General features: G+C 61.2%; 10 protein-coding genes. 3 read left to right on the forward strand and 7 right to left on the reverse strand.

Annotation, left to right across the window (positions count from 1 at the left end; genetic code table 11):
- The 5 genes from FY112_RS04745 to FY112_RS04765 all read right to left on the reverse strand — a co-directional run.
- A partial coding sequence (locus tag FY112_RS04745) for an ABC transporter permease (RefSeq protein ID WP_151517834.1) occupies positions 1-997 on the reverse strand: 997 nt, incomplete at its 3' end.
- Positions 998-1,015: 18 nt separating this feature from the next.
- Positions 1,016-2,512: a sugar ABC transporter ATP-binding protein gene (locus FY112_RS04750; RefSeq protein ID WP_131620604.1), complete on the reverse strand. Its 1,497-nt coding sequence runs from the start codon at positions 2,510-2,512 to the stop codon at positions 1,016-1,018.
- 107 nt (positions 2,513-2,619) lie between these two features.
- Positions 2,620-3,513, reverse strand: coding sequence for an NAD(P)-dependent oxidoreductase (locus FY112_RS04755; protein ID WP_151517835.1), 894 nt, complete (start codon positions 3,511-3,513; stop codon positions 2,620-2,622).
- The gene (locus FY112_RS04760; protein ID WP_151517836.1) at positions 3,503-4,060 is read right to left on the reverse strand and encodes a gluconokinase; all 558 of its coding nucleotides are present in this window, start codon (positions 4,058-4,060) and stop codon (positions 3,503-3,505) included. The genes FY112_RS04755 and FY112_RS04760 overlap by 11 nt, the downstream gene beginning before the upstream one ends.
- 13 nt (positions 4,061-4,073) lie before the next feature.
- Positions 4,074-4,838, reverse strand: coding sequence for an SDR family oxidoreductase (locus FY112_RS04765; RefSeq protein ID WP_151517837.1), 765 nt, complete (start codon positions 4,836-4,838; stop codon positions 4,074-4,076).
- A gap of 135 nt (positions 4,839-4,973) precedes the next feature.
- Here FY112_RS04765 and FY112_RS04770 point away from each other — a divergent pair, with 135 nt between their 5' ends.
- A complete protein-coding gene (locus FY112_RS04770) occupies positions 4,974-5,915 on the forward strand; it encodes a 2-hydroxyacid dehydrogenase (protein ID WP_151517838.1) in 942 nt (313 codons plus the stop codon).
- 10 nt (positions 5,916-5,925) lie between these two features.
- A complete protein-coding gene (locus FY112_RS04775; protein WP_151517839.1) occupies positions 5,926-6,957 on the forward strand; it encodes an L-idonate 5-dehydrogenase in 1,032 nt (343 codons plus the stop codon).
- Positions 6,958-7,064: 107 nt separating this feature from the next.
- Here FY112_RS04775 and FY112_RS04780 read toward each other — a convergent pair whose 3' ends face one another.
- A complete protein-coding gene (locus FY112_RS04780; protein WP_151517840.1) occupies positions 7,065-8,141 on the reverse strand; it encodes a LacI family DNA-binding transcriptional regulator in 1,077 nt (358 codons plus the stop codon).
- A gap of 224 nt (positions 8,142-8,365) precedes the next feature.
- Here FY112_RS04780 and FY112_RS04785 point away from each other — a divergent pair, with 224 nt between their 5' ends.
- Positions 8,366-9,292: an SMP-30/gluconolactonase/LRE family protein gene (locus tag FY112_RS04785; protein ID WP_151517841.1), complete on the forward strand. Its 927-nt coding sequence runs from the start codon at positions 8,366-8,368 to the stop codon at positions 9,290-9,292.
- Between the two features lie 61 nt (positions 9,293-9,353).
- Here FY112_RS04785 and FY112_RS04790 read toward each other — a convergent pair.
- A partial coding sequence (locus tag FY112_RS04790; protein WP_151517842.1) for a VWA domain-containing protein occupies positions 9,354-11,302 on the reverse strand: 1,949 nt, incomplete at its 5' end.

Here is an 11,302-nt window from a genome sequence, read left to right on the forward strand (position 1 = left end):
GCTGGGCGTAACCTGCTATGCCGATGGCAATCAGCAGGGTCACGCCGTTGAACAGCGGTTCGACGAAGAACGACCCGCCGAATTGCTGAATTCCTGATATTCCGACCGCCAGGATGATGACGCCGATCAAGGTGCCCCAGACGTTCACCCGTCCAGGCTTGATCGTCGTCGATCCGAGGAACGCGCCGACAAGCGCCGGCAGGAGATATTCGAGGCCGACGCTCGCCTGGCCGATGCGCAGCTTCGAGGCGAGCAGGACCCCGGTCAGAGCCGCGAGCAGCCCCGAGGTGACGAATGCGCCGATCACGAATTTGCGGACCGGAATGCCATTGAGGGCGGCAGCCTTCGGATTGGCGCCGATGGCGTAGAGATAGCGGCCGATCGGCAGGTATTCGAGCACGATCCACATGCAGATGGCGATCAGCAGCACGTAGAAGCCGGTGATCGGTAGGCCGAACAGCATGGTGCCGTTCAGCGCATAGAAACCATCAGGCAGGACGCCGACCACCTGTCGGCCGCCGGTGTGCCAGAGCGCAAGCGCATAAAGGACGGTTCCGGTGCCGAGCGTCGCGATAAAACTGTCGATCTTCGCGACCTCGACCAGCAGGCCGTTGATGCAGCCGGTGAGGATGCCGAGCGCGAGCACGATGACGACCGCGACCGGCCAGGGCAAGCCGTAGGCCGTCTGCAGGCTGATGGCGAGAATGTGCCAGAGCACGATGCCATAGCCGACGGTCAGATCGATGCGACCCGATGCCATCGGGATCATCGCAGCCAGCGACAGAAGCGCGATGATGGCCTTGTCGGACACGATCGAGCGGACATTCAACACGGTCGGGAAAGTATCCGGCAGAAGGATCGAGAAGATCACGATCAGGCCGACGGTCAGGATCACCAGCCCGTAAACCGGGATCAGGCGTCCGATCTTCTGTCCGGCGGACAGGCCGGCCATTTCGCTCTTGGTCGGCTCCAGCGCCGTGGATTCAATGGATTGCATGGCTGTTCTCCCGATGGCTCAAGCGGCTTCCGACGCGGATGCGGCCGTGATGACCGCCTCCGTCGTCAGAGCGCTTCCAGTCAGTTCGCTGACGATTTTGCCGCGCGAGAAAACCAACGCGCGGTGGCAGATATGGGCGATTTCCTCGAAGTCCGTCGACACCACGACAACGGCGAGACCGGCCTCGAGCGCCTGGGTGATCAGACGGTAGATTTCGGCACGCGCCCCGATGTCGACGCCGGCGGTCGGATCTTCCGCGACCAGCAGCTTGCGGCCGGTCGCCAGCCAGCGGCCGACGACCACTTTCTGCTGGTTGCCGCCCGACAGGGCCTCCACCGGCAGATCCGGGTCGTTCGGCCGCAGACCGACGGAGTGGCCGATCTTATGGGCAAGATCGGCTTCGCCGCGCGGCGACAGGAAGGACAAAAGCCCACGCCCGACGGCTCCCGGATTGAGGTAGGTATTTTCCCGGATGGACAGCGAGAGCGCCACGGATTCCTCCGTCCGGTCACGGGCAATCAAGCCGATGCCCGAGGCCATAGCGCGCCGCGGGCTCGAAAGGTCGGGGGCCTCGTCATGCAGCAGAACCGAGCCGTTGAAGGGCTCGCAACCGAACAGGGCGCGGCCGATGCGTTCTTGACCGGCACCGCGCAATCCAGCCAGGCCCAGAAGCTCGCCCTCGCGGATATCGAAGGATATCGGGCTGGTACCGGTGCAGACGAGATCGCGGACCTTGACGATCGCCTTGCCGGGCGTGATCGCCGTCTTGGAAAAGAGGCTGTCGCCGCTGCGGCCGATGATCATCGTCACCAACTCGTCGGGGCTGGTCTCGCTGACGGGCTTCTGTCCCACCATGCAGCCGTCGCGCAGAACGGCGACCCGATCGGCAATCCGGAAAATCTCGTCCAGCCTGTGGGAGACGTAAATCATCCCGACGCCGCGATCCTTTAACGGGCGGATCGCGTTGAACAGCCGATCGACTTCATCGGCGGGAAGGCTCGCCGTCGGCTCGTCGAGCACCAGAACGTCGGCTTCGACGGCAAGCGCACGGGCAATGGCGACAAGCGACTTTTCGGTGCGCGACAGCGCCGAGACTCGCGTCGTGGGGTCAAAATCGCAGCCGACCAGTTTCAAGGCTTCCTTGGCACGCGCCTGCGTCCTGTTCCAATCGATCAGGCCGCGGCGCATTGAGAAACCCTGCGACAGGCCCATGTTCTCGCCGACCGTCATCCACTCGATCAAACCGAGATCCTGGTGGATGAAGGCAACCGGCTGCCGCTCGTTCGGCTTCGGGGGACGATGATGGTAGCTCTGGCCGCGAAAAAGGATGTCGCCGCTGTCGGGCTTGTAGATACCCGCAAGCGTCTTGATGAGCGTCGATTTGCCGGCGCCGTTTTCCCCGAGCAGCGCGAGGATTTCCCCCTCGCGAAGGTCGATCGAGACATCGCGCAGCGCTTGCGTGCCGCCGAAGCTCTTGGTGATCGACTGGAACTCCAGCAGTCTCTTGGCTTCCACTGTGGCTCCTCCCAAAGCTGCGGTTGTCATTGGTTATATGTTATCGATAACATTTATGGATGGTCAAGCGGAAAGATGACGATCCCGAATTTCCCGGGAAATTGGCGTCAGCCGCCTTGAAATCCGTCGAGAAGACGCATCATCTCGGCCGAGTCTTTTGGCCCGAGGCCGGCAGCGCAGAGCAGGCGGTGAATCTCGACAACCGAGCCGGTCATCGGCAATGGCGTCTTCGTCTTCAGCGCAAAGGCCTGAAGCGAATCCAGGTCCTTCAACATATTGTCGATTCTGCCCGTCGGCGAGAAATCCCGGGCAGCGAATTTTGCCATGAATTCCTGCATTATGCGATTATCAGCCCTGCCGCCGGCAAGGGCTGCCGGAATGGCGGCCGGATCAACGCCGCCGGCTTCGGCGAGCTTGACTGCCTCCGCGACGGCCTGAAACAGCACGGCGCAAAACAGCTGATTGATCAGCTTCGTCGTCTGCCCGGCGCCGGATGCACCCATCAGCGTGTAATTGGCTGCAAGATGCCGCATCACCACGCGCGCCCGTTCGAAATCCTCAGCGCCGCCGCCCGCCATGATCGTCAGGCGTCCGCTCAGCGCACCTGGCACGCCACCGGAGAGCGGGCAATCCACCCATGCCATGCCCGTTTCCCGACGGAGCCGCGTCGCCATGTCAGCCGTGTCGGCCGGGTCAATCGACGACATGTCGATCAGCACCTTGTCGGCATTCGCCGCCGCCGCAACACCCTTTTCGCCGAAGACGACCGCGCGGACGATGTTTGCGTGATTGAGGCTCAGCACGCAAAACGTCGACTGTGAAACCGCGTCCTCCACGGAGCCGGCCGCGCGCGCGCCCTGGGCTTCCAAAGCCGCGACTTTTTCGGCATCCAGATCGAAGACGAAGACCTTATGCCCGGTCTCGATCAATCGCGTGACGATCGCCGTTCCCATGATACCGGCACCGATGACGGCGACATCTGCTCTAGAGTCATCCTGCATGATAATTTCCTCCCTTGATGGCCACGCCGCTGAGCGCCTTGCAAGCCAGCGCCACAATATCATTCAACCCAGTATTGATCGCCACCGTCACCACATCAGGTTCACCGCCCGGCCGTTCCAGCGTCTGAAGCTGGCTGTCGAGCAATGACGCCGGCATGAAATGGCCTTGGCGAGCCTTCATGCGCGACAGCAACAGGTCACGGGTTCCTTCGAGGAAAACAAAGGCTAGACGCCCACCCGCCGCCTGCCTCAACCTGTCCCGATAGCTTCTCTTCAGCGCCGAACAGGAAATCACCAATCCTTGAGATGTTTCTTGCGCGGTCCTTATTTCCTCGCCAATCCGGTCGAGCCAGGGCAGGCGGTCGTCGTCATCAAGCGGTATGCCCTGCGCCATCTTCTCGACATTTCCGGCGGGGTGGAGTTGGTCGCCCTCCAAAAACCCCATGCAGTATTCAGCGGCAATGCGCTCACCAACCGAGGATTTGCCGCAACCGCTGACCCCCATGACGATGACCGCCAGAGGCGGTGCCTTTCTCCCGAATTCCATCGCTTCGTCTCTATCAGAGGCAGGTCGTGATGCCGCCGTCGACATACAGCGTGTGCCCGTTGATGAAGGATGAGCCGCGGCCTGACAGGAAAACGGCGGCGCCGACCAGTTCGTCGACATTGCCCCAGCGTCCGGCCGGCGTTCGCTTCTCGAGCCAGGACGAGAACTCGGGATTGTCGACGAGCGCCTGATTGAGCGGCGTCTTGAAATAACCCGGCGCAATCGCGTTGATCTGCAGACCGTACTTGGCCCAGTCGGCGCACATGCCACGGGTCAGATTGCGCACCGCACCCTTGGTCGCCGTATAGGGAGCAATGCCGGGCCGCGCCAGTTCGCTTTGAACGGAAGCGATGTTGATGATCTTGCCCTGCCCGCGGGCGATCATGGGTTTGGCCGCTGCCTGGCCGACGTAGAACACGCTCGAAATATTGGTGGTCAGCAGCAGCTCCCATTTGTCCGCCGGAAAATCTTCCAGCGGCGTGCGAAACTGCATGCCGGCATTGTTGATCAGGATGTCGAGCGGCCCGATATCGGCTTCGATCGCGTCGATGCCTTCCTTGGCAGCATCCTTGCTGGTCACGTCGAAGATCGCCGCATGGGCAGACAGGCCTTGATCCTTGAGGCTCGCGACCGCACGTTTGACGCTTTCGGGCGTGCGGCCGTTGATGATCACCTCGGCGCCATGCTGCGCCAGGCCTTCGGCCAGGGCATAGCCGATCCCCTGGCTCGAGCCGGTGATCAGGGCACGCCGTCCGGTAAGATCAAACAAGTTCTTCATGTAAATCACTCCTCCAGTCTCGCCGCAGGCGACGGCTTCAACTGCCGCTGACGGTGAAACTCACTTGACATCCCTTTTCCGAATTATATGTTATCGATAACATAATCAACTGTCAAAATGCGGGATGGAAACGGAATGCCTAAGGTAGAAATCTTGATGGCCGGAGCGTATCCGGAATGGGACATGGTGGATCTGGAGGCGAACTACCGCGTCCATCGCCTCTGGGAAGCGACAGACCGGCAGGAGCTGATCTCCAGGGTCGGCAAGGATATCCGTGCCATAGCGACCCGCGGCGAACTCGGAGCGTCCGCAGAACTGATGGCGCAATTGCCGAAACTGGAAATCGTCTCCTGTTACGGCGTCGGCACCGACGCCATCGACCTATCCTATGCCCGCGCCAACGGCATTCGCGTCACGAATACCCCGGATGTGCTGACCGAAGATGTCGCCGATATCGCCATCGGACTGCTGCTTGCCACGGCAAGGCAGATCCCGCAGGCCGATGTTCTCGTCCGCTCCGGCCAGTGGGGCAGTGTCGCCATGCCGCTGGTGACGCGCGTCTCGGGCAAGAAAGTGGGGATCGCCGGCATGGGGCGGATCGGCAAGGCAATCGCCAGAAGGGCTGCCGCATTCGGCTGCGACATCTCCTATTTCGCTCGCAATGATCACCAAGATGTTGCCTACACCTACGAGCCCGACCTGATCGCGCTTGCCGCTTGGGCCGATTTTCTGATCGTCATCGTCCCCGGTGGGGAGGCGACCATGAAGATCATCAATGCTGAGGTGCTTGAAGCGCTCGGTCCGAACGGCATCCTGGTCAATGTTTCGCGCGGGACGACCGTCGACGAAGAGGCACTGATCGCGGCCCTTCAAGACCGCACCATCCAGGCGGCTGGCCTTGATGTCTTCCTGAACGAACCCAAGATCGATGCACGTTTCCTGACGCTTGAGAACGTCGTGTTGCAGCCCCATCACGGCTCTGGCACTGTCGAGACCCGTAAGGCCATGGGCCAACTGGTCAGAGACAATCTCGCTGCACATTTTGCAGGTCGCCCGCTTCCAACTCCCGTCGTGTGAGGGTCCCGATATGAAAGCCATCGTCATTCATGCCGCCAAGGATCTGAGGATCGAAGAGCGCGAGCCGGAGGTTGCGGGCGCCGGGCAGGTGGAGATTGCCATCGAAGCCGGCGGCATCTGCGGTTCAGACCTGCATTATTACAATCATGGCGGTTTCGGCACCGTTCGCCTGCGCGAACCGATGATCCTCGGCCATGAGATCGCCGGCACGGTCAAGGCGCTGGGCTCCGGAGTCGCCGACCTTGCCGTCGGAGACCGTGTTGCGGTTTCCCCGAGCCGGCCGTGCAACCATTGCCAATATTGCCTGAAGGGGCAGCAAAACCACTGCCTCAACATGCGGTTCTACGGCAGCGCCATGCCGATGCCGCATATTCAGGGCGGTTTTCGCCAGCGGCTGGTGGCAGAGCGTTGGCAATGCCACAAGGTCGCGGACGGCATTTCCATCCATGAGGCCGCCTTTGCCGAACCCTTTGCGGTGACGCTGCATGCGGCAAACCGCGCCGGGTCGCTGCTGGGCAAACGGGTGCTGGTCACCGGTTGCGGTCCCATTGGGATGTTGGCGATCGTTGCGGCCCGCGTCCTCGGCGCCCGTGAGATCGTCGCGACCGACGTAACCGACAGCGTTCTGGCAATCGCCCGCACCAGCGGCGCGGATCGAACGATCAATGTTGCCACGCATTCTGCCGACCTTGCGGCTTACAGCGCTGACAAGGGATATTTCGATGTCATGTTCGAGGCGTCAGGCAATGAGCGGGCCGTGCGCGCGGGCCTGGAGGCGCTTAAGCCCCGCGCCGTTCTCGTGCAGCTCGGCCTTGGCGGCGATGTTTCCATTCCGCAGAACATGATCGTTGCGAAGGAAATCGAGATGCGCGGCACATTCCGTTTTCACGAGGAATTTGCGCTCGCCGTCGAACTGATCAACGCCCGTCGCGTCGATCTGAAGCCGCTGCTCACAGGTGTCTTTGGGATCGAAGAGGCCGTCGCCGCCTTTGAACTGGCAGGCGATCGCAGCAAGTCCATGAAAGTCCAGATCGCTTTTTGATCTCCTGCACAATCCCTTAAATCGGAACTGGCTTAAGGATAAAATTATACAACAATTCAAATGGTTACAGCGCCGCGCATCTGAAAAGACGCGCGGCGCTGCAGTACTCAAGCGGTCGGCGCGCCGTTACGATCCGTGCTTTCGCGCAAGACAACCTTATAGCCTGTCAATGTGATCTCATCGCCGGTCGCCTCGCCGGTATGGAGAGCATCCAGCAGACGGGCAGCGGCCTGACGGCCGATGCCGTAACAGTCCACATTGATGGTGGTGATGCGCGGATGACAGATGGACGAGATCTCATAGTCGCCGAAACCGGCAATGGCGATGTCCCGCGGAACCTTCATGCCCCTGCGCGTGCATTCCATGATGGCGCCGAAGGCGGAAAGGTCGGAGACGCAAAGAACCACTTCCGTGTCCGGCCAGCGCTCCAGCAGGCTGACGATCGCCTGGCCACCCTGTTCCATGGTGATGGGCGGGACGCCGAAGGAAATCATTCGTCCCGGTCCGAGGCCCAGTTCTTCGACTGTTCTCTGGAAACCGCTTCGCCGCTGGCTTCCGCGTGTATCGCGCGCCGTCGTTCCTCCGATATAGCCGAACTTCCGATATCCCTGGCCGGCAAGCGTCCGCACCAGCAGGGCCATCGCCTCGCTGTTGGAAAAACCGACCACCTGATTGATCGGATCCTCCGGAAGCTCCCACGTCTCGACAACAGGAATGTCGGCTTGCGCGAGCATGCGCCGTGCGCGCGGCGTGTGCGAACCACCGGTCAGGATGATGCCTTCCGGGCGGCGGCGCAGCATCGCCTCGATCAGCTCTTCTTCCTTCTCCGTCGAATAGTCGGTATAGCCGAGGAGGAGCTGAAGGCCGGTCTTTTCCAGTGCATCGGTCATGCCCCGCGCGGTGTCGGAAAAATTCGAATTGTTGATCGAGGGCACCAGCGCAGCAATGAAGCCGCTCCGCCTTGACGAAAGACTGCCGGCCGACAGGTCGAGCACATAGCCGAGCGCGTCGACGGCCTCCATGATGCGCTTCCGGGTCTCCTCGGAAACGCTCGCATCCTGGCGAAAGGCACGCGAAACGGTCATGGCAGAGACGCCGACATATTTGGCGACCTCCGCCATCGTCAGCTTTTGGGCGTCTCCCGGTTTGAGACGCTTGTCTTTCGGCTCATCCTCGTTTTTCACTGGTCTCCGCTTTCACAAAGCTTCCCGAGTTGGGTCGTCCAAGACACGATAAAGTTATCGCTATCATCGTACAATCGATATTATCGCAGGAATGCACCATTCTAAAGTTTGAAAACCAAGATTCTTGGTAGATTTTCGCAGAGGTCGGCAGATCGATGCCTATACGAAGCCCTCAAGACACGACAAGATGATATCGATAACAGTGAAGAAAGTGGAGGAGCGTCATGTTCGGGCAAATCGACGGTACGGGGTTTGAGGTTCTCGACCCGCGTTTCGAAAGCTGCTTCGTCGGTCACGCCCGCGTCGAGCGGCTTTGGACCGGTGGCCGTTGGCTGGAGGGGCCGACCTGGTTTGCCGCCGGGCGGTATCTGGTTTTTTCGGATATCCCCAACAACCGAATGATGCGCTACGACGACACCAGCGGGCAGACATCGGTCTTCCGCTCGCCCAGCAACAATTCGAATGGCAATACTGTCGACAATCAGGGCCGGCTGATCACCTGCGAGCACCTGACGCGCCGTGTCACGCGCACGGATTTCGACGGCCGGATCACCGTTCTGGCCGATCGAATTGCAGGCAAGCGGCTTAATTCGCCAAACGACGTCACCGTCAAGTCCGACGGGACCATCTGGTTCACCGACCCAAGCTACGGCATCCTCCACGATTATGAGGGCGACTACGGCGCAGAGGAAATCGGTGGATGCCACGTCTACCGGCATGATCCGGCAAGAGGCACGACCGATCAGGTGACGTCCGATTTCGTCAAGCCGAACGGACTGGCCTTTTCTCCAGATGAGACGCTGCTCTATGTTGCCGATACCGGGGCAACACACTTGCCCGGCGGTCCGCGTCACATCAGAAAGCTCGCGGTCTCGAATGAGGGAAGGCTGAGTGATCTCGGCGTTTTCGCAGAATGTACTTCAGGTCTGTTCGATGGTTTTCGCGTCGATCGGAAGGGCAGGATATGGACGAGCGCCGGCGATGGTGTGCACGCTTACGATCCGGATGGAACGTTGATCGGCAAGATCCATATTCCTGAGGGCGTCTCCAATGTTGCTTTCGGCGGAGAGAAATTGAATCGCCTCTTCATCACCGCGAGCACGTCTCTCTACTCTGTTTATCTCACCGCCAACGGGTCGAGACTGGGATAACGCCGAAAAGAGGCCGCCTTCCGGGACGGCCTCTCGTTTGGCGCGGCTTTTACGTCTTGCCTCACCGTTGGCTGAGGCCGTCCGCCAGCCGAACCAGACCGAGGAAATCCGACCTGTAACCGAAGGCATCCGCCCCTCGCGATGTGGCAGCGAGATCGGCGATCGCCTGATAGGAATAGGCGCCGACGGCTGCCACATGGCTGAGTTTCTGGCCGAAGGCGGCAACGGCTACCGAGAAGCGGACATCTTGCGGCGCGGCATCAACGGTGGAGACCGCGTTGCCATCCTTGACAGGCGTGGTGATGAGGGCGCTCTTTTCCTCGCCCGGCCGCTTGTAGCGCATCTTGACGAAGGCAAGCTCGCCTTGATGGGCGCTGTCGGAGGCCTCGGCGGGCGCCTTGTTAGCTGCGCCGTACCGCAGGTCGTCATTCATCACCGAGGGGCTTCCCTTGGGCGTAATCTCGTAAATCGCCGTGACGCTATGGCCGGACCCGATATCGCCGGCATCGACGCGGTCATTGTTGAAATCCTCGCGGTTCAGCGCCCGCGTCTCGTAGCCGATCAAGCGGTACTCGGCGATCCGTTCCGGGTTGAACTCGACCTGGAACTTGACGTCGCTGGCGATCGGAAACAGCGTCGATCCGGCCTCTTCGACCAGCGTCTTTTGCGCCTCCGCCAGGGTGTCGATATAGGCGGCACTGCCATTGCCGTTCTGGGCGAGCGTCTGCATCAGGGAATCGTTGAGATTGCCCCGCCCGAAGCCGAGAACGGTGAGGAAGATGCCGTCCTTGCGCTTCTCTTCGATGATGCGCTTCAAATCCTCGTCGCTCGACGGGCCGACATTGAAATCGCCATCGGTCGCCAGCATCACCCGGTTGACGCCGTCCTTGACGAAGGCCTGTTTGGCAAGGTCATAGGCCGCCTCGATGCCTTCGGCGCCGCCGGTCGAGCCTCCCGCCTCCAACCTATCGATTGCCGACAGGATCTTCGATTTCTCCGCCACGCGTGTCGGCTGGAGCACCGTGCCGGCATTGCCGGCATAGGTGACGATCGAGACGGTATCGTCGGGTTTCAGCCTGTTGACCAGCAGCCGGAAGGCGCTCTTCAGCAGCGGCAGCTTGTCCGGCTCGTCCATCGAGCCCGACACGTCGATCAGGAAGATCAGATTGGCGTGCGGCGTGGTCGCCGGCGCGATGTCATAGCCCTTGATCGCCACATGCATCAATTCCGTGTCGTGGTTCCACGGGGTCGGCATGACAGTCACCGTCGCCTTGAACGCCTGGTCGGCATTGTCAGGGCCTGGCCAGTCATAGGGGAAATAATTGATCATCTCCTCGACCCGAACCGATTGCGGATCGGGCATCGCCCCGCCCGTCAATGACCGGCGGACGAAGGCATAGGACGCGCTGTCGACATCGGCGGCGAAGGTCGAGACCGGATCCGTCGCGACGCTCTTGATCGGATTGGCCGCAGCATTGGCAAACCGCTCGCGGTTGGGATCGAGCTGAATCTGCACACGCCCCTCCGCAGGCGGCACAGGCGAGGGAGCAACGGCGGCCATCGGTTCGGCCAACTGCTGCTGGGGAACGATGCCGGGAGCGGCAGGCACGGAGCGTTTGGCCCCTCCGAGTGCAGCGGCAGAACCTTCCGATTTATTCAGGAGAGTGGATATCTCGTCGGCGCTGAAATCAGGGAGCTGCGACGCAGCCGATTTCGCGGCGGCTTGCTGTTCCTTGTCCCGCAAAGCTGGCGCGCTGTCAGCAGCGGGTTGTTCGGCAAGTCCGCTCGTTTCGGGGGGTGCCGGCCGAAGCTGAGGCACAACCGTAATGGGTTTCGCAGACTGGCGCGCCGCTTCGCCGATCGGTTTCGGCGCATTATTCTTCGAAAGGTTGCCGGCGATCTCGGTCTGGTCGACGATCGGCGATGCGTTGCGGGTCAGTTCGATCGCGAGATAACCGGCGGCGGGGATGACGAGCAGTGTCGCAAGGGCTGAACCGGCGAGGAATTTCT

It is taken from the genome of Rhizobium sp. PEPV16, assembly GCF_008919455.1.
GTDB classification, from domain to species: Bacteria; Pseudomonadota; Alphaproteobacteria; order Rhizobiales; family Rhizobiaceae; genus Rhizobium; species Rhizobium leguminosarum_Q.

Excerpts from the sequence above, each read along its gene's own strand:
- FY112_RS04755 (WP_151517835.1), bottom strand. The coding sequence starts at position 3,513 with ATGCAGGATGACTCTAGAGCAGATGTCGCCGTCATCGGTGCCGGTATC.
- FY112_RS04760 (WP_151517836.1), bottom strand. The coding sequence starts at position 4,060 with ATGGAATTCGGGAGAAAGGCACCGCCTCTGGCGGTCATCGTCATGGGG.
- FY112_RS04765 (WP_151517837.1), bottom strand. The coding sequence starts at position 4,838 with ATGAAGAACTTGTTTGATCTTACCGGACGGCGTGCCCTGATCACCGGC.
- FY112_RS04770 (WP_151517838.1), top strand. The coding sequence starts at position 4,974 with ATGCCTAAGGTAGAAATCTTGATGGCCGGAGCGTATCCGGAATGGGAC.
- FY112_RS04775 (WP_151517839.1), top strand. The coding sequence starts at position 5,926 with ATGAAAGCCATCGTCATTCATGCCGCCAAGGATCTGAGGATCGAAGAG.
- FY112_RS04785 (WP_151517841.1), top strand. The coding sequence starts at position 8,366 with ATGTTCGGGCAAATCGACGGTACGGGGTTTGAGGTTCTCGACCCGCGT.